General features: G+C 73.2%; 8 protein-coding genes and 1 pseudogene. 4 read left to right on the top strand and 5 right to left on the bottom strand.

Features of this window, described 5'->3' with window-relative positions; translation table 11 throughout:
* Positions 1-69: 69 nt before the first annotated feature.
* The 4 genes from LJ657_RS20305 to LJ657_RS20290 all read left to right on the top strand — a co-directional run bounded on the left by LJ657_RS20305 (position 70) and on the right by LJ657_RS20290 (position 10830).
* Positions 70-759 carry a DUF4232 domain-containing protein gene (locus LJ657_RS20305; protein WP_232650113.1) on the top strand — a complete coding sequence of 230 codons (690 nt, stop codon included), beginning with the start codon at positions 70-72 and terminating at the stop codon, positions 757-759.
* Positions 760-912: 153 nt separating this feature from the next.
* Positions 913-1083 (top strand): hypothetical protein, encoded by a 171-nt coding sequence (locus LJ657_RS20300; protein WP_232650112.1) that lies wholly within the window; start codon positions 913-915, stop codon positions 1081-1083.
* 154 nt (positions 1084-1237) lie between these two features.
* Positions 1238-9313 (top strand): type I polyketide synthase, encoded by an 8076-nt coding sequence (locus tag LJ657_RS20295; protein ID WP_232650111.1) that lies wholly within the window; start codon positions 1238-1240, stop codon positions 9311-9313.
* Positions 9310-10830 (top strand): tryptophan 7-halogenase, encoded by a 1521-nt coding sequence (locus tag LJ657_RS20290; protein WP_232650109.1) that lies wholly within the window; start codon positions 9310-9312, stop codon positions 10828-10830. The genes LJ657_RS20295 and LJ657_RS20290 overlap by 4 nt, the downstream gene beginning before the upstream one ends.
* On the opposite strand, the gene LJ657_RS20285 is transcribed toward LJ657_RS20290, so the two are convergent.
* From LJ657_RS20285 to LJ657_RS20265, 5 genes and pseudogenes are all read right to left on the bottom strand, one after another.
* Positions 10796-13516, bottom strand: a complete 2721-nt coding sequence (locus LJ657_RS20285) for a non-ribosomal peptide synthetase (protein WP_232650107.1) — start codon at positions 13514-13516, stop codon at positions 10796-10798. The two genes, LJ657_RS20290 and LJ657_RS20285, sit on opposite strands and share 35 nt — an antisense overlap.
* 96 nt (positions 13517-13612) lie before the next feature.
* On the bottom strand, positions 13613-14437 hold the full coding sequence (locus LJ657_RS20280) for an SDR family oxidoreductase (RefSeq protein ID WP_232650105.1): 825 nt from the start codon (positions 14435-14437) through the stop codon (positions 13613-13615).
* Between the two features lie 53 nt (positions 14438-14490).
* Entirely contained in the window at positions 14491-15195 is a 705-nt protein-coding gene (locus LJ657_RS20275) for a thioesterase II family protein (protein ID WP_232650185.1), read from the bottom strand.
* A 9-nt stretch (positions 15196-15204) separates the two neighbouring features.
* Positions 15205-15396, bottom strand: a pseudogene (locus LJ657_RS20270) (MbtH family protein); the annotation flags it as partial.
* A gap of 52 nt (positions 15397-15448) precedes the next feature.
* Complete coding sequence (locus LJ657_RS20265; RefSeq protein ID WP_232650104.1) at positions 15449-19393, bottom strand: non-ribosomal peptide synthetase; 3945 nt, start codon at positions 19391-19393, stop codon at positions 15449-15451.
* Positions 19394-19527 lie beyond the last annotated feature (134 nt).

Below are 19527 nucleotides of genomic sequence, written 5' to 3'. Positions count from 1 at the left end.
GCAGTCGTGTCTCCATGGTCGGGCGCCGGCGAAGGACCGGCCCCGCACCATCCGAACTCGGGGGACTCCATGCAGTACGTGAACGGCATCCGCAAGGCCGCGCCGGCGATCGCCGCACTCCTGGCCGCCCTGTCGGTGACCGCGTGTCAGGCCGACGGTTCCAAGGCGGCGGCCGAAACGTCGTCGAAGGCGCCGAGCAGCGCACCGTCCGCCGCCACCACCACACCGGGCACGACGGCCCAGGAGCCCTCCCACGCTCCCACCTCGAAGGCGCCGACCGCGACCGCCTCCCCCATATCCGGGTCCGGTTCCGCGGGTACGACCGTGAAGGCGTGCGCGGCAACCGCCCTGAAGGTGACGGCCCACCAGGCCGCCGACCGTCCGGCGGGCACCGGAACGGGAGCGGCGGTGATCGAGTTCACCAACGTCTCCGCCAAGCCGTGCACGCTGCAGGGCCACCCCACGGTGGCCGGCGCGGGCAACGGTTCTCCGGACCACAACGCCCCGCTGAAGGTGACACCCGCCGGCTCCGCCGCGCCGGTCAGGCTGGCCCCGGGCGCCAGGGCCCGGCTGAAGCTGACCTTCGTCCAGGTCCAGGGCGAGGCCGACGGCTACTGCAAGTCCGGTGCGACGCCGGTCGCCTACCCGACGCTGGTGGTCGGCCTGCCGGGCTCCGGGGCGCACCAGGTCGCCCTGGACGACGGTGTCTTCGCGGAGTGCGACAACACGGTGACCGCCACCGCCGTATCGGCCGCGTAGTCCTGCGCGCACAGGACATTTTCACCATGGACACCGAAGGCGTTCGCCTTCTCCTCAATTCGGTCTGCCTGTCCTGATTTATTTGCTGGTCGGTCACGGGATCCGTGACCGACCAGCCCGGACGAGCAGCCCGACACGGAGAAGGACCAGACTGTGATACCCAACCCGACCGGAAACGATCACCTGCCGGTGTACGAGAGCCTGCTGCGTGAGCGCGGTGACGTGGTGGCGGAAGCCCGTGTGGCCGCGGAGCAGATGCAGGACCAGGCACCGCCGGCGCCGAGCAGCCACGACTGGGATCCGTCGGACTTCGGACCGCAGTGAGGAAGGAGCCCCGCCACCGAGGAAGGGGCTCCTGCTTTGCGCCACCCCGCCGGAATGTTCGATCACCCGGCCCTCCTCCCCGTAGGCTCAACGTCATTGACCTGCAAGGGGATTGACGGCCGCCGTGCCGAGCACGCGCCGGAGGGGCAGGAACATGACGCACGACGGGCTGATCCGGCCGCTGCCGGAGCTGCTGAAGGCGCACGCGTGGGAGGCGCCGTCTCGTGTGGCGTTCGCCGACGACGTGCGTGCCGTCACCTACGAGGAGTTGGAGCGGCGCACCGGGCGACTCGCGGTGTACCTCGCCCGGACCGGCCTGGGGCGGGGCGAGCGGGTCGCGATCTGCCTGGGCAACTGTGTGGAGACGGTGGAGGGTGTGCTGGCCGTCGTCAGGGCGGGGGCGGTCGGGGTGCCGCTCAGTCCCCGGTCCTCCGACGCCGAACTCGCCCATTTCCTGGCGGACAGCGGCGCCTCGGTCCTCGTCACCGATCCCGCGCACCTGGCCCGGCTGCACCGCCTGGGCCCCTCACACCGCCGTAGGCGCATCCTGCTGACCGGCCCGGGGCCGGTCCCCGAGGACGCCCCCGACGGCACGGTCCTCTTCGGCGCCATCGCCGCCGAGCCCTCTCCCGCCGGGCCGCCCCGGGACGACCTCGGGCTCGACGAGTCCGCCTGGATGCTCTACACCTCCGGCACCACGCACCGTCCCAAGGGTGTCCTGTCCACGCAGCGTGCCGCCCTGTGGTCGGCGGCAGCCTGTTACGCCCCGCTCTTCGGGCTCTCCTCCGCGGACCGGCTGCTGTGGCCGCTGCCGCTGTTCCACAGCTTCGGGCACTCCCTCGCCGTGCTGGGTGTCACCGCCGTCGGCGCGACCGCCCGGGTCACCGGCGAACTCCTCCCGCCCGGCGGCCTGTTGCGGGAGCTGCGCACACCGCGCGAAGACCTGGGCGGCCCCTACACCGTGCTGGCCGGGGTGCCCGCCACCTATCACCAGTTGCTGGCGTCCGCCCAGGAGGAAGCGTCCCCGGCCCCGCCGGGTCTGCGGACCTGCGTCGTGGCGGGCGCCCCGAGCGCACCCGCCCTGCGCCGCGCGGTGGAGGACCTGCTGGGGGCGCGGCTCCTCGACGCCTACGGCAGCACCGAGACCTGCGGCATGATCGCGGTGAACCGTCCGGATGGCCCGCAGGTCGACGGTTCGTGCGGTCCGCCGGTGCCGGGCATGGAGGTACGCGTCGTCGATCCGGGCTCCGGCGACGACGTCGTGGACGGCGCCGAGGGCGAGCTCTGGGTACGCGGCCCGAGCCTCATGACCGGCTACCACAACCGGCCGGAAGCAACCGAGGCCGCGCTGCGGGACGGCTGGTACCGCACCGGAGACCTCGGCCGGCGCGTCGCACACGGCCATCTCACCCTCACCGGCCGGGTCAGCGAGCTGATCATCCGCGGCGGGGAGAACATCCACCCCACGGAGATCGAACAGGCCCTGCTGCACTGCCCCGGAGTGCGGGACGCGGTCGTGGCGGGTGTGCCGCACGACGTCCTCGGTGAGGTCCCGGTCGCGTATGTCGTCCCGGGGCCGGAAGGGTTCGACCGGCGGCAGGTCCTGGACGCGTGCCGTACCCGGCTGGCCGAGTACAAACTGCCGGTCGAGATACGCGAGATCGCGGCCGTGCCACGCACGGCGTCGGGCAAGATCGCCCGCCACGCGGTCGTCACGGGAGTGGCCCGGCCGACCCCGTCCTCCCCCACCGCGGGCGCCCTGCGGCAGCGGCTGCTGTCCCTGCCGCCGGAGGGGCGGGAGCGGGCGCTGCTCGAGGCTGTGCTCGCGGAGACGGCCGCGGTCTGCGACAGCGGACCGTCCGAACGGCTCGACGCCGATGGCCCGTTCACCGATCTCGGCCTGACCTCCGTGGGCGCCGTCACGCTCGCCGACCGGCTCGGCGAGGCGACCGGGCTGCGGCTCCCCTCGACGCTGGTCTTCGACCAGCCCACACCGGCCGCCCTGGCCCGGCACCTGCACAGCACCCTCTTCACCCCGGCGACCGCGGTCCTGCCGCTCTCCACCGCGGACATGAACGCCGACGATCCGGTGGTGATCGTCGCCATGGGCTGCCGCCTGCCCGGCGACGTCGAGTCCCCCGAGGACCTGTGGCGGCTGGTGTCGGAGGGCAGGGACGCGACCTCCGGCTTCCCGGCCGACCGGGGCTGGGACCTCGCCGCCCTCTACGATCCCGACCCCGACCGGATCGGCACCTCGTACACGCGCCGTGGCGGATTCCTGCACCGGGCCGCGGAGTTCGACGCGGGTCTGTTCGGTATCTCGCCGCGCGAGGCGCTGGCGATGGATCCGCAGCAGCGGCTGCTGCTGGAGACCTCGTGGGAGGTCTGGGAGCGGGCCGGCATCGACCCGGCTGCGATCCGCGAGAGCGACACCGGCGTGTTCGTGGGCGTGATGCACGGCGACTACTCCGCCCGTTTCACCACGCACGAACTGGAGGCCCATCTGGGCCTGGGCTCGTCCGGCAGCGTGGCCTCGGGCCGGATCTCGTACGTGTACGGCCTGCGCGGGCCCTCGATCACCGTCGACACCGCGTGCTCCTCCTCTCTGGTGGCGCTGCACTGGGCGGCGAAAGCGCTGCGCTCCGGGGAGTGTTCCCTTGCTCTGGCGGGCGGGGTCACGGTGATGGCGACGCCCAAGCCGTTCACCGCGTTCAGCCGTCAGCGCGGTCTGTCGCCGGACGGCCGCTGCAAGTCGTTCTCGGCCGCGGCCGACGGCACCGCCTGGGGCGAGGGCGCGGGCCTGGTGCTGCTGGAGCGGCTGTCCGACGCCCGGCGCCACGGTCATCCGGTGCTGGCCGTGCTGCGCGGCTCCGCGGTCAACTCCGACGGCGCGTCCAACGGGCTGACGGCCCCCAGCGGGCAGGCCCAACAACGGCTGATCACAAGGGCGCTGGCGGATGCGGGACTGCGCCCGCAGGACGTGGACGCGGTGGAGGCACACGGCACGGGCACCACCCTCGGCGACCCCCTGGAGGCGCGGGCGCTGCTGGCCACCTACGGCCAGGGGCGGCCCGAGGACCGGCCGCCGCTGTGGCTCGGCTCGGTCAAGTCCAACCTGGGTCACACCCAGGCGGCCGCCGGAGTGGCCGGAGTCATCAAGATGGTGCAGGCCATGCGCCACGAGGAACTTCCCCGGACCCTGTATGCGCAGACCCCCACGCCGCACGTCGACTGGTCCGCCGGCCGGGTGCGGCTGCTGGCCGAGGCCCGCGCGTGGCCGGCGACGGACGCCGGGCCGCGCCGGGCCGGTGTGTCGGCCTTCGGCATCGGCGGCACCAACGCCCACGTGATCCTGGAGGAGCCTGGGGCAACGGCAGCGCCCCAAAGGGGCGCGGGGCCGCATCGATGTGCGGCCCCGCCGCGGGGCGCGGCCGGCCACGATGACGCCGCAGACGAAGAACGGCACATCGCTGCACGTCCCGCGTCCCTCTCAGCGGCGGCGCCATGGCTGCTCTCCGGCGCCGACGAAGCAGCCCTGCGGGCCCAGGCCCGCAGGCTCGCGGACCACCTGACGGCCCACCCCGAGCTCTCCGTGGCCGACGTGGGCTTCTCCCTGGCCGTGTCCAGGTCCGCGCTCGCCCATCGGGCGATGGTGCCGGTAAACGACCAGGCGCGTATGCGGGCGGTCCTCACCGCACTCGCCGAGGGCGGCGACGGCATCGGCTCGATGCGGGCCGTCGCGGACCCGGGCCTGCGTACGGCCTTCCTGTTCACCGGGCAGGGATCCCAACGCGTCCGGATGGGCGCGGAGTTGCGCACCGCGTTCCCCGTCTTCGCCACCGCCTTCGACGACGTGTGCCGGGAGTTCGACGGCCATCTCGACGTACCGCTGGGCCAGGTGCTGTCCGCCGAGCGCGGTTCACCCGAGGCCGCCCTTCTCGACCGTACGGACTTCACGCAGGCCGGACTGTTCGCCTTCGAGGTGGCGCTGTTCCGGTTGCTGGAGTCCTGGGGCGTGCGGGCCGACTTCCTGGCCGGTCACTCCGTGGGGGAACTGGCGGCGGCCCAGGTCGCCGGAGTGCTGGACCTGCCCGACGCGGCGCAACTGGTCGCGGCCCGCGGCCGGTTGATGCAGGCGCTGCCCGCCGGCGGGGCGATGATGGCCCTGCAAGCGACCGAGGAGGAAGTCCTCGCGGCGCTGGAGAACGCCGGTGACCGGGTGGCGATCGCCTCCCTCAACGGGCCGCGTTCGGTGGTGATCTCCGGTGTGCGGGAGACGGTGCTCGCCGTCGCGGCCGGGTTCGAGGCACGCGGTCGCAGGACCGTACGCCTGCGGGTCGCCCACGCCTTCCACTCGCCGCTGGTGGAGCCGATGCTCGACGACTTCCGCAGGGTCGCCGAGCGGTTGACCTTCCGGCCGCCACGGATACCCGTGGTCTCGGCCGTGACGGGCCGCCCGGCCGAGGCCCGGGAGCTGTGTGCCCCGGAGTACTGGGTACGGCACGCCCGTCGCCCGGTGCGGTTCGCCGACGCCCTGCGCCGGCTGGGGGACAACGGCGTCTCGGGGTTCCTCGAAATCGGCCCCGGCCCCGCGCTCACGGCGGCGGCGGAGGAATGCCTGACCGGCCCGGAGGGCGACGGGCCGTTGTGCGTCGCCGCCACCCGCGGCGGCGAACACGAGCCGCAGACCCTCCTGACCGCCATGGCCCGCCTCCATGCGCGGGGGGCGCAGGTCGACTGGCCCGCGGTGTTCGCGGACAGCGGGGCTCGGCGGGTGGACCTGCCGACGTACGCCTTCCAGCGCCGCCGCTTCTGGCTGGACGCACCCCACACTCCGGCCGCCGTGACGTCCGTTCACGAACACCCGCTGCTGGGACCGGCGTTCACCGTGCCGGACACCGGCCGCACGGTGTTCTCCGGCCTGCTCTCCCCCGCCACGCACCCATGGCTCACCGACCATGTGATCGCCGGAGCGGTCCTCGTCCCCGCGACGGTGTTCGTGGAACTGGCCGTGCAGGCGGGCCACGAGGCCGGCTGCGGCATCCTCGACGAACTCGTCGTCGTGGCCCCGCTGACCCTCGCCCCGGAAACGGGGGTACGCGTCCAACTCGTCGTAGCAGAACCGGACGAGTCCGCCCGACGGCCGTTCGAGGTCTACGCCCGCCCCGACGTGGACGGAGACCCCGCCTGGACCAGGCACGCCACCGGTCTGCTCGGCCCGCCCATCGGGGAGACTCCGCCACCGGATCCGGATCTCACGGCGTGGCCCCCGCAGGGCGCCGAAGAGGTCGACCTCACGGACGCCTACGACGCTCTCGCGGAGGGCGGCCTCGCCTACGGACCCGCCTTCCGGGGGGTACGTTCGGCGTGGCGGCGCGGGGACGCACTGTTCGCGCAAGTCCGGCTGCGGGACGGTGAGTTGACGGGCGCCGACCGCTTCGGTATCCACCCGGCACTGCTCGATGCGGCACTGCACGCACCGCTGCTGACCGGCTCCGCCGGCGAGGCGCAGGCGCTTCGGGTGCCGTTCGCGTGGACCGGTGTGCGGCTGTATGCGGCGGGCGCGTCGGAGGTACGTGTGCGGGTCGCCCCGACCGGAGCCGACGCGCTGTCGGTGACACTCGCCGACCCCGCAGGCCGCCCAGTGGCGCGAGTGGACTCCCTCGTCACCCGGGAGCTCCCCGTCCCGACGGCCGAACCCGACGTGGTGCGGCAGGCCTTGTGGCGCCCTGCCTGGACCCCCGTCGAACCGTCCGGCGGCGAACGGGACATCACAGCACGCTGGGCGCTCCTGGGCCCGGACGAGCTGGTCCTGCGCAGGCTTGTCCCCGACGTCGGGGACTCCTCCGTGCGCGAACCGGACACCGTCGTCGTCACGGCCGTCGGCCCGGCGGCGGATCCCGGCCCGCTGCCCGCCGTGCACTCGCTGACGGCCAGGGTGCTGCGCACACTGCAGGACTGGCAGGACGACCCGCGCACGGCGGGCTCGCGCCTGGTGGTGCTGACGCGGAACGCGACCGTAGCGGACCCGGACCTGGCCGGTGCCGCGGTGTGGGGGCTGGTGCGCACGGCCCAGTCCGAGGTGCCCGGACGCGTCACCCTCGTCGACGTGGACGGACGGCCCGAGTCGCTACGGCTCCTGTCGGCGGCCGTGGCCACGGGGCAGCCCCAACTGTCCATCCGATGCGGTCGGTTGAGCGTGCCGCGCCTGGTCCACGCCACCGGCACCGCATCCGGAGAGGCCCTTCCCCGGACCGGTACCGTCCTGATCACGGGCGGTACCGGCGCTCTGGGTGCGGAGCTGGCCCGCCATCTCGTCACCTCGTACGGGGTACGACACCTGCTGCTCACCGGGCGACAGGGGCCCCAGGCGCCGGGCGCCGGGGAACTGCGCGACACGCTGGAGGAGTTGGGCGCCGAGGTGCGGATCGTGGCCTGCGACGCGGCCGACCGCGCCGCGCTCGCCGAGGTGATCGACAGCTGTGCGCCCTCGCTGACGGCCGTGGTACATGCCGCCGGGGTGCTGGACGACGGGGTCCTGACCGCGCTGACCCCCGAGCGGATGGCCGCGGTACTGCGGCCGAAGGCGGACGCGGCCTGGCACCTGCACGAGCTGACGCGGGACCTGGACCTGTCGGCGTTCGTCCTGTTCTCCTCGGTGTCCGGACTGCTGGGCCGCGCGGGCCAGGGCAACTACGCGGCGGCGAACTCCTTCCTGGACGCCCTGGCCTGCCACCGCGCCCGGCTCGGGCTGCCGGCCGTGTCCTTGGCATGGGGGCCCTGGGAGGCCGCCGGGGGCATGGCCGGCGCACAGCAGCGGGAAGGCGACGTACTCCGGCCGCTGTCCACGGCGCAGGGGCTGGCCCTGTTCGATGCGGCGCTGCGCGAAGGTGAGCCCGTGCTGGCGCCCGTTGTGCTGGACCGGGCGGGCCTCCGTTCCGCGCAGGGGCCACTGCCGCCGCTCCTGCGCGGGCTGGTGCGCCCTCGTACTCCTGTCGTCGAGAAGGCCCGGCCCGGCGCGGAGCAGGACTGGGAGCCGGGAGCATGGCGCCAGGTGCTGGCCGCTCTCCCCGCCGATCGGCGGGAGGGCAGGCTCGCCGAGTTGATGAGCGCCGACATCGCCGCGGTGCTCGGATATCCGGAGGCCGACGCGCTCCCGGCCGGCAGGTCCTTCGCCGAGCTGGGCTTCGACTCGCTGATGGCGGTGCAGGTCCGCAACCGGCTGAGCATGGCGCTGCGGCTGCGGCTCTCGGCCGCCGTGGTGTTCGAGCATCCGACGGCGCAGGGGCTGGCCCGTCACATACTCGGTCTGCTGGAGGACGAGCTGCCGACGGCGGCGCCCGCCGCCACGGGGGCACCGGGCCCGCGGGCCGCGCAGACCCTGTCCTCGCTCTACCGGCGGGTCTGCGAGGCCGGCCAGGTCGTCGCCGCGATGCAGATGCTGGTCACCGCGTCCTGGGCGGTTCCGACGTTCGACGCGGCCGAGAGCCGGCAACGCGCGATCCCACCGGTGCGGCGCGCCAGCGCTGCCGGGGACGAGGCCCCGGTGCTCGTGTTCTTCACCGGCACCCACCCGACGTTCGGCGCGCCGGGCGGGGAGTTCGCCCGCTTCCACGGTTGCTTCCAGGGGGAGTCGGACGTCCTGGAGTTCCCGCATCCGGGCGTCGGCGCGGGCGGCGCGGTGCCGGTCGACCGGGAGACCCTGGCCCTGACGCATGCCGAGTCGGTGCTGCGGCATGTGGGCGGCAGGCCGTTCGTGGTCGTCGGCGTCAGCACCGGGGGCGCCGTGGCACACGCCGTGACCCGGCGGCTGGAAGCGATGGGGGCCGCCCCTGTCGGGCAGGTGCTGCTGGACACGTACCTCGTCAACGACGGCAACAGCGACAAGGACTGGCTGCTGTCGCTGCCCGCGGTCATCGCGCCGCGCGTGGGTGGCACCGATTCCGCCGGGGACGAGGACGCGGGCGTCGCGGCGCTGGGCGCGTACACCCGTATGTTCCTGGGCTGGGACCCCGAACCGGTCGACACCCCGACCCTGCTGGTGCGGGTCACCCGGCCCACCCCCGAGATGGCGGCGAGCGCGGGCCCGGACGGGTGGCGGACGTCCTGGCCGCTGCCGCACACCCGGGTCGACGTACCCGGAGACCACTTCTCGTTCATGCAGGAGCACGCCCCGACCACCGTGGCGGCCGTCCGCGCGTGGCTCGACTCCCTTGGAGAGGCACCGTGACGCTTGCCCGACCCGCCGATGAGCAGGGGGCGGTTGAGGAGTTCGACGTGATCGTCGTGGGCGGTGGTCCGGCCGGGTCCACCGCCGCCACCGCCGTCGCCCTGCGCGGCCACCGCGTTCTGCTCCTGGAACAGCAGACGTTTCCCCGCTACCAGATCGGCGAGTCGCTGCTGCCGTCCACCGTGCACGGTGTGTGCCGCATCCTGGGCGTCGAGGACGAGGTCGCGCGGGCGGGCTTCAAGCCGAAGCGGGGCGGGACGTTCCGGTGGGGCCGCAACCGGGATCCGTGGCAGTTCTCCTTCGCCCTGTCCCCCCGGCTGGCCGACCCGACCTCGTTCGCCTACCAGGTCGAGCGGTCGCGGTTCGACGCGATCCTGCTGGACAACGCCCGCCGGGTCGGCGTCGACGTACGGGAGAACTGCCGCGTCAAAGGCGTGCTCGCCGACGAGGAGCGGGTGCGGGGCGTCAGCTGGAGCGGCCCCGGCGGCGCGCCGCGCGAGGCCCGGGCCCACTATGTCGTGGACGCCTCCGGCAACGGGAGCCGGATCCACACCGAGGTCGGCGGCAGCCGGACGTACTCCGACTTCTTCCGCAACATCGCGGTGTTCGGCTACTTCGCCGGAGGCAGGCGGCTCCCGAAGCCCGACGACGGCAACGTCTTCTGCGCCGCCTTCGACGAGGGCTGGATCTGGTACATCCCGCTGCGCGACGACCTGACCAGTGTGGGAGCGGTGGTGAGCCGGGAGAACGCGGCCGGGATACAGCGGGACCCGGTGGCGGCCTGGCGCCGACTGATCGGCTCGTGCCCCGAGGTCAGCGACCTCCTCCAAGGGGTCCCACAGACCACCGAGGTGCCGTACGACCAGGTCCGGGTCCGCAAGGACTGGTCGTACTGGAAGCCACGGCTGTGGCGGCCCGGCATGGTGCTGGCCGGTGACGCGGCGTGCTTCGTCGACCCGGTGCTCTCCTCCGGCGTGCACCTCGCCACGTACGGGGCCCTGCTCGCGGCCCGCTCCATCAACAGCGGTCTCGCCGGAACGCTGGACGAGGGGCGTCTGTTCGACGAGTTCGAGGCCCGCTACCGGCACGAGTACAGCCTGTTCCACGAGTTCCTGGTCTCGTTCTACGACATGCACGAGGACGAGCGTTCGTACTTCTGGAAGGCCCGCAAGGTCACCAACGTGGGCGCGACGGAACTGGAGGCGTTCGTGGCACTGGTGGGCGGTCTGGCCTCCGGCGACGCGAGCTTCGGCGGGCTCGGGGAGGCGGGCGCCCGGCTGACGACGGCCTCCGCGGAGCTCGGGACGGCGGTGGGCCGGCTGGCGGACTCCGACGGCCTGCGCAACCCTCTCTTCGAGTCCGCCACCATCCGGGAGGTGTTCCAGGAGGGTGCGGTGCTGCAGGAACGAGGCGTGTTCGGCGGGCCGTTGGAGGAGGAGACGCCGGTGCGGCCGGGCGGGCTGGTGGCTTCGGAGGACGGCCTCACATGGGTGGATCCTGCCCGGCCACGGCCCTGAGACCCGCCACCGTTCCCCGGACGGTCGGGTGGCGGTACAGCTCCCGCAGCCGCGGCGACGGCAGACCCCGGGCACGCAGGGCGGCTCCGATGCGGACGGCGAACAGGGAGTTGCCGCCGAGCTCGAAGAAGTCGTCGTCCGGGCCCACGGGCACGCCCAGCACGTCGCTCCAGATCTCCGTCAGGCTTGCGGTGAGGTCGTCGTGGGCGGGAGCGGGAGCGGCCGGGGCGGTGTCCCGCTTCGGTGGGCGCGGGGCGGCGGGCGCGGGGAGCTTCGCCGCGTCGAGTTTGCCGTTGGCCGTCAGCGGGAGTGCGTCCAGCGCGGTGACGGTGGCGGGGAGCATGTACTCGGGCAGGATGCCGGCGGCCCGCTCGCGGACCCCGGCCGGGTCGCCCCCGGGCGACAGGGTCACGTAGGCGTCGATCCTGGCCGTGGCGGAGGCCGCGGGGTCGTCACGGCGGACCAGGACGGCCGCGGTGCGCACGTCGGGGTCCTCCAGCAGAACGGAGCGGATCTCGTCGAGCTCGATCCGGAAGCCGCGGATCTTCACCTGGCTGTCGATCCGCCCGAGATGTTCGAGCCGCCCGTCGGGGCGCAGCCGTCCGAGGTCGCCGCTGCGGTACATCGTGCCGCCGGTGAACGGGTCCGGTACGAACCGGCTGCCGGTCAGCTCCTGCTGCCCCAGGTAGCCGAGGGCGACGCCGGCACCCCCGACGCATATCTCGCCCGCCGCCCCCGGCGGCAGCAGCCGTCCGGCGGGGTCCATCACGTACAGGTGCCAGCCGGGCAGGGCGCGCCCGACGGAGCGGGTGGCGGCGAGCGCCAGTTTCCGGGTGAGGGTCTGCTCGGTGACATGGACGGTGGTCTCCGTGATGCCGAACATGTTCACCACCCGGCAGGACCGCTCGGGATGCCGGTCGAACCAGGGCAGCAGCATCCGCGTGTCCAGGGGCTCCCCGCCGAAGACGACGAGCCGGACGGACACGTCGGTGTGGTCGACGTCCAGGAGCTGGGCGAAGGCCGACGGGGTCTGGCTGAGGACGGTGACCTTCTCCGCGACGAGCAGATCGCGGAACTGGTCCGGTTCACGGGAGACGAAGTACGGCACCACGACCAGCCGTCCGCCGGTGAGCAGACAGCCCCAGATCTCCCACACGGAGAAGTCGAAGGCACTGGAGTGGAACCAGGTCCACACGTCCGCTTCGGAGAACCCGTACTCGTCGCGGGTCGCGTCGACCAGGGCGATCACGTTGCGGTGCGGTACGACGACGCCCTTGGGCCGGCCGGTGGAGCCGGAGGTGTAGATGACGTAGGCGGGGTCATCGGGTGAGGGGGGCGGAGGGCTCGTGTTCTTCTCCGGCGACGGCCGCCCGCCTGCCGGCTCCTTCGCCAGTTCGTCCGGGGACACCCGCACGCAGTCCGCCACGTCGGGGAACTCCGGGAGCCGGGTGATCACCACGCCCAGACCGGCGTCCCGTGCCGTGTGGGCGAGCCGTTCCGCGGGGTAGGCGGGGTCGACGGGCACGTAGGTCGCGCCGGCCATCAGCACGGCGAGCAGGCTGACGACGAGTTCGGCGGAGCGCTCCAGACACACGCCCACCCGGTCCCCGGCGCGGACTCCGCGTGCGCGCAGGCCGCACACCAACTGGGCGGCCCGCTCGTCGAGTTCGCGGTAGGTCAGGCCGCTGTCGCCGTCGGTCACGGCGATGCGCTCCGGCGCGGCCGCCACGATCCGGGCGAGCGCCCCGGGCACGCTCGCCGGCCTGGCCGTCAGGGACCGGGGCGGGCGGCCGAGCGCCGCAGTGCGGGCGCGCTCCGCCTCGTCGAGAAGCTCGACGTCGTCCGGCGGGGTCTGCGGACGGTGCAGGACCTGCTGGTGTACGTGCACGAGGTGCCGTACGAACCGGTCCGCGATCTCCGCGGAGAAGTGACTGCTCAGGTGGTCGCAGCGCAGCCGCGGACCGCCCGAGTCCCGGAAGACCGAGACGGTGAGCGGGAACGGGGGTGCGAGGCAGGGCACGTACTCGGTCTCACCCACGCCGGAAAGGGCGCTGTAGCCGGTGTTGTCGATGATGTCGGTGGTGTCGGTGGTGTCGATGAAGAGCAGACCCGTGAGGGCAGGGCCGGTCGCCGAGGAGGGCTTCAACTCGCCGAGTGTGGCGGCCTCTTCGACTGTGAAGCCGCCACGGTCGGTGCCGATGACCGGCGGGGTGTCGGGGTCGTAGCGTCGCAGGGTGACGGCGAGTGCCGCGAGCCAGCTCGCCTCGTCCCCGCCGTCGTCCAGGGCGACGACATGGGGATCGCTCGGACCCTCGCCGCCCAGCCCCCACGCGGGAGCGGGCGGGGCCAGGGCGGCCTGGGGAGCCGGGCGTGCGTCGTTCGGTGCCACGGGCTCCCCCGCTGCCAGCCGGTTGAGGGCCGCGCGGTCCCAGCGTCCGCGCGGGGCGACGACGATCAGGTCGCAGAGGCCGTCGGCGTAGCGCAGGAGGACTTGGCGCGGATCGCGGCCGGGGCGGGCGAGTTCGGTGGCGCGTCGGCGCTCCGCGAGGGGGTCCGTCGCCGGTACGGGGACGTCCTCGATCCACAGGCCCGGTCGGCGGGCGGGGTCCGGTGAGTGGCCCGACCGGACGCGCAGCGCATGGCAGTGGGTCGCGTGGAAGTGGGGGTCGGACAGCAACGCGGACACGGGCCGTACTCCTTGTCGTTCTTGTCGTTCTTGTCGTTCTTGTTGTTCTCGTTGTTCTCGTTGTTCTCGTTGTTCTCGTTGTCCGGGGCAGGGGTCTCAGCGGATGCTGAACCCGCCGTCCACGGTCAGGACCGACCCGGTGATCTGCCGGGACTCGTCCGAGGCCAGGAAGACGATCGCGGCGGCGACGTCCTCGGGTTCGATCAGCGCGTTCATCGGCTGCGCCTCGACGAAGGTCTTCTCGTGCTCGTGGACGGGCACCTCCAGCGCCCTGGCGATCTCGGCGAGCATCCGGCCCTCGGCCCACGCGTCATCGCGCACGGACCCCGGGCAGACCGCGTTCACACGCACCTTCGTCGGCGCGAGGTCGAGCGCGGCGGCCTTGGTGAGGCCGACGACGGCATGCTTGGCGGCGACATAACCGGCGAAGTGCCGGTAGCCGACGAGTCCGGCCGTGGAGGCGACGTTGACGATGCTGCCGGCCCGCCGGGTGCTCATCGCCCCGCCGACCTCGCGGATCACCCGCCAGGCCCCGGAGAGGTCCACGTCGATCATCAGGGACCACTCGTCCTCTTCGATCTCGTGCACCGGTTTGCCCGAGGGCGCGGCGATGCCGGCGTTGTTGACGGCGACGTCGATCCGGCCGAACCGGTCCTCGGCGCGGGTCACCGCCTCTCGTATGCCGTGGGTGTCACGGATGTCGGCCACCGCGGTGAGGACGGCCGCGCCGGCGTCCCGGCACAGCGCGGCGGTGTGCTCCAACTGCCCCGGAGTGCCCAGCGGGTAGGGCACGCCCGGCAGGTCGGCGCAGATGTCCAGGAGGGTGAGGTCGGCGCCCTCGGCCGCACAGGCGACCGCGGCTGCTCTGCCGAGTCCGCGGGCGGCGCCGGTGACGAGGACCGACTTGCCATGCAGACGCATCGGGTACTCCCTGGGAGTCGTGAAGGGGGGTGAGGGGGGGTGAGGGGGGACGGCTAGCTGAGCTTCGAGACGATCAGGCGGACCAAGGCCGGTGCGGACTCGGTCAGATACATGTGGCCGCCGGGGATCTCCACGTGGTCGAAGTCGCGGCCGGACGCCTTGTTCCAGGACACGGCTTCGTCGTGGGCGACCAGGGTGTCGTCCTCGCCTCGGATGACCGTGAGGGGCGCGTCCAGCGGAAGGGCTGTGCCGGGTACGTAGCTTTCGTGCATCTCGACGTCCGCGCGCAGGGTGGGCAGGAGCATCTCGCGCATTTCCGGGTCGTCGAGGGCGGGATGGCTGTAGCCCGCGAACTCACCGACGCGGGCCAGGAATTCCTCGTCGGACAGGCCGGTGGCCCGCTGCTCCCGGCCCTGCCCGGGATGCGGCGACCCGCTGACGAACACGTGGACGAGCTCGACGTCGGGCTCGGCGGCCAGGCGGTGCGCCAGTTCGTAGGCGAGCACGGCACCGAGGCTGTGCCCGAACAGGGCCACCTTGTGGTCGCCGCTGCCGAGCCGTTCCCGCAGCTGGGGCAGGAGTGCGTCGACGGCCTTGTGGACGTCCCGGTGGGGCTCTTCGTCGATCAGCCTTTCCCGGCCGGGCAGTTGGAGCGGCACGATCTCCAGCGCGTCCCCGGCCAGGGCGGACCAGGAGCGGTAGAACGAGGCACCCGCTCCGGCATACGGAAGGCACACCAGCTTGGTCGTGTCCCCCATGGCCCTGATCAGGCTGTTGGGGCGCATGTCGGTCCAGTGTTCGTCGACGTGGTCGACGCAGGACCGGCGGCTCGCAGGGCCGTGGACGACGGTCCAGCCGGCCGGGATCTCGGCGAAGCGGGGCCACAGGGAGTGCTGGCCCTCGTCGTTCACCAGGACCAGGTGCTCGATGCTGTCGTCGTCGAAGGGGTTGGTGGTCATGACGGTTCCTTCCGTGGTGGGCGGTCGCGTCCGAGGTTTCGGAGCTTTCGGACTACCTTCGGAGCCGGCTGTCCAGCACCGGACCGATGCGGTCCAGTGACGTGGGCCGGGTCATCTCTCCGTGTGTGCAGGGGATGTCGTGGTTGTCGACCTGGCCCTCGACGTACGGCTGCCAGGAGCGGTGCCGGCCGGGGACCGCGTCCGGATCCTGTGCGGCGGTGAAGAAGAGCAGGTCTCCGCGGTACGGCCCGGGGGCGAACTCCGCCAGCAGACGCCGGTTGTTCGCCGTCACGTCGACCAGGGCCGCCAGTTCGGCGTCGTCGAGGCTGCCGGGCATGTCGGGCACGCCGCGGACGAGTTCCGCGAACCTGCTCCCGGTCAGCGGTTCCGTGTCGTCCTCGGGCACCGGCCGGCCGAGGATGGCGAGGAGGCTGCGCAGCAGCGCCGGACGGTCGGACCGGGCGGGGCCCTGCCGGGTCCAGGCCCCGGGGAAGGAGTCGAGCAGCGCGAGCAGTGCGACCTGCTCTCCGGCCGCCTGAAGGCCGACGGCGATGTCGTACGCGACGAGGCCGCCCATGGAGTAGCCGAGCAGGTGATAGGGGCCGTGCGGCTGTACTTCACGGATGAGGGCGGTCTGCTCGGCGACCACCTCGGCCAGGCTGCCGGCCCGGTCCTGACCCGGGATCAGGCCACGGGACTGCAGGCCGTACAGCGGACGGCCGGCGTTGAGGTGGCGGGCCAGGCCGGCGAATCCCCAGGACAGTCCGGAGGCCGGAGGGAGACAGAACAGGGGCTCGCGGTCGCCTCGGGTGCGCAGCGGGAGCAGGGGACCCACGGGGGCCGCACCCGGGCCGCCAAAGTGGCCGGACCCTCCGGGGCGGTCGAGTCCTGCGGGGCGGTCGGCATCGGCCGGACGTCTGGCCAGCGCCGCCACGGTCGGTGTGTGGAAGAGGGCCCGCAGGGGCAGTTCGACTCCGAGTTCGGCGCTGATGCGCGAGGTCAGGCGGGGGGCCAGCAGGGAGTGGCCGCCGAGATCGAGGAAGCTGTCGTGGACGCCGACCTGGGCCGGGGCGAGCCCGAGGACCTCGGCGAAGATTGCGCGCAGGGTCTCCTCCCGCCCGGTGCGCGGGGCGGTCTTCGCCGCGGGTGGCGCGTCGGGCGCGGGCAGGGCCTTGCGGTCCAGTTTGCCGCTGGCGGTGTGCGGGAGTGCTTCGAGGGTGACGAACGCCGAGGGGATCATGTGGGCGGGAAGGCTCCGGGCCAGGTGGTCGCGGAGGCCGTCGGCGTCGGCTCCCCGTGTTGCCGCCTCGGCGGGCACGACGTAGGCGACCAGTTGTTTCTCGCCGCGCCCGTCCTCCCTCACCGTTGCCGCCGCCTTGGCGACGGCCGGGTGTGCGGCGAGTACGGCTTCGATCTCGCCCAGTTCGATCCGGAAGCCGCGGAGCTTCACCTGGTGGTCGGCCCGGCCCAGGAAGCGCAGTTGCCCGTCGGAGCCGCGCACCGCCAGGTCACCCGTGCGGTACATGCGCTCCCCCGGTCCGCCGAACGGATCGGCGACGAACCGCGCGGCCGTCAGACCCGGCCTGCCCAGGTAGCCGCGGGCGGGGCCGCCGCCCGCGACGTACACCTCGCCGACGGCTCCGTCGGGCACGGGGTGCAGCGCCTGGTCGAGGAGGTGGACGAGGTTGCGGGCGAGGGGGCGGCCGATGGGTGGCGCGGCCTTGTCGCCCGGGTCCGTGCCGGACTGCCAGGCAGTGGCGTAGATGGTCGCCTCGGTGGGCCCGTAGAAGTTGACGAGCCGTGCACCGGGGAAGGCGGCCGCGATGTCTGCGCGGAGCTGTTCGGTGATCGGTTCGCCGCCGAGGGCCACCGTGTGCGGTGCGACGGCCGGCCGTTCGGCGAGCACGGTGGCGATGACCGTGGGTACACCGCTGATCAGGCCCACGTCCCGGGAGGTGCCCTCGGTGAGCGCGAGGAGGTTCTCGACGATCTCGATACGCCCGCCGCACAGCAGCGGCGAGAAGATCTCGAACACCGAGACGTCGAAGTTGAGCGAGGTCGAGAACAGCACCTCGGCCAGCCGCTCGGCACCGAACTCGGCATGGGTCCACTCGACGAACTCGACGGCGTTGCGATGCGTGGCCAGAACACCCTTGGGGCGGCCGGTGGAGCCGGAGGTGTAGGTGATGTAGGCGAGGTTGTCCGGCGTCAATCCGCATGGGGACAAGGGGATTTGACGGCCCGTCACCTCACCTGTCGGGTTGAGCAGCGGTGTGCCCTCCGGCAGCGCTCCCGCCGTCTCTTCGGTGGCGAGGACGACGACCGGGCAGGCGTCGGCGACGATGTACGCCAGGCGGTCGGCCGGGTAGGCGGGGTCGAGCGGCAGATAGGCGGCACCGGACTTCAGTACGGCGAGGACGGCGACGACCAGCTCCGCCGTACGGGGCAGAGCGATGCCGACGACCCGCTCCGGGCCCGCGCCGAGAGCGGTGAGGCGAGCGGCCAGCTGTTCGGCCCGGGCGTCCAGTTCGCGGTAGCTGAGAGGGATGCCGTGGTCCAGCACGGCGTCGGCGTCCGGGGTGGCGGCGACCTGGGCCGACCAGAGGTCGGTGAGGGTGCGGGTCGCAGGCGGCGCGAGCGGCGTCGGCCGCGGGAGTTCCTGGGGTGCCAGGAGTCCCAGACGGCCCTGCGGGAGCTCCGGGTCGGCCGCGATGGCCTCAAGGATGCGCACCAGTCGGGCGAGCGTGGCGTCGGCCCAGCCGGCGTCGAAGAGTCCCGGGTGGTAGGCCAGCCGGAAGCGGGGCCGGGGGCCGGGGAGGGCCACGAGGGTCACGGGGTAGTGGGTGGCGTCGCGACCGCTGGATCCGACGACCCGGAGCCCGCCGTCGTCACCGTCGTCGCCGTTGCGTCGCTCGCCCGCCGCCTCAGGATCCACCGGATAGTTCTCGAAGATGACGAGGCTGTCGAAGAGCTCCGGGACGCCCACGGCCCGCTGGATGTCGGCCAGGCCGAGATGCTGGTGGTCGAGGAGGCCGACGTAGCCGTCCTGCACCTGGCGGAGCAGGTCGCTCAGGCTCTGCTCGGGCCGCAGCCGGACCCGTGTCGGGATGGTGTTGATGAACAGGCCGACCATCGACTCGACACCGGGGAGTTCGGGCGGGCGGCCGGAGACGGTGGCACCGAAGACGACGTCGTCGCGGCCGGTCAGGCGGCCGAGCAGGATCGCCCAGGCGCTCTGGACGAGGGTGTTCACGGTCACGCCGAGGCTCCGGGCGCACGCCGTGAGGGCGGCCCCCGTCTCCGCCGGCAGCTCGGTCCGGGCCTGTGCCGACTCGGTGGCGCCCGGCGCGGTGGCCGGGGCCAGTCGGGTCGGTTCCGCCACGTCGGCCAGCGCGTCCCGCCAGGCGGCCTCGGCGGCGCTGCGCTCCCTGCGGTTCAGCCACTCCAGGAAGGCGCGGTACGGCGGGGCGGGCGCGAGCACGGCCGGGTCGCCGTCGGCGGCGTACAGGGCGAGCAGTTCCCGTAGGAGGACGGAGACCGACCAGCCGTCGAGCAGGATGTGGTGGTGGGTGACGAGCAGCCGGTGGCGGTGCTCCCCGGTACGGACCAGGGTGCAGCGCAGGAGGGGAGGGGTGGCCGGGTCGAACCCGAGGGCCCGGTCCTCGTCGAGCAGTGCGGTCCACGCCTTCTCGGTGCCGATGGCTCGCCCGGTCAGATCGGCTTCCGCCCACGGCAGCGTCGCCCGGCGCGGGACGACCTGGACGGGCTGGCCGCCGCGGCGCCGCCGGAAGGCCGCCCGCAGGTTCGGGTGGCGCTCCAGCAGTGCCTGAACGCAGGCCCGGAGACGGTCGGCGTCCACCAGTCCTTCGATTTCGAAGACCAGCTGCACGACGTACACGTCGGGGGCGTCCCGCTCGTGCTCGTACAGAGCATGGAAGAGCAGGCCCTCCTGGAGCGGTGTCAGGGGCAGTACGTCGACCGGCCCGGGCTGCGTCATGTCGCCTCGTCTCGCTGTGTTCTGGCTCTGCTGGAACTGCTGGGTCGTCTTGGGAGCTCGGCCGGCGGTACGCGCCGCTCCGGGGCGCGGGGAACTGCGCGACCAGCCCCCACCGGCCCGCGGGTCGTCACCGT

This window comes from Streptomyces guryensis (genome assembly GCF_021261325.1).
Classification (GTDB): domain Bacteria; phylum Actinomycetota; class Actinomycetes; order Streptomycetales; family Streptomycetaceae; genus Streptomyces; species Streptomyces guryensis.
This window is presented reverse-complemented; position numbering and strand designations above follow the sequence as displayed.

Coding starts and splice junctions, on each gene's coding strand:
- LJ657_RS20295 (WP_232650111.1), top strand. CDS start 1,238: ATGACGCACGACGGGCTGATCCGGCCGCTGCCGGAGCTGCTGAAGGCG.
- LJ657_RS20265 (WP_232650104.1), bottom strand. CDS start 19,393: ATGACGCAGCCCGGGCCGGTCGACGTACTGCCCCTGACACCGCTCCAG.
- LJ657_RS20280 (WP_232650105.1), bottom strand. CDS start 14,437: ATGCGTCTGCATGGCAAGTCGGTCCTCGTCACCGGCGCCGCCCGCGGA.
- LJ657_RS20305 (WP_232650113.1), top strand. CDS start 70: ATGCAGTACGTGAACGGCATCCGCAAGGCCGCGCCGGCGATCGCCGCA.
- LJ657_RS20275 (WP_232650185.1), bottom strand. CDS start 15,195: ATGGGGGACACGACCAAGCTGGTGTGCCTTCCGTATGCCGGAGCGGGT.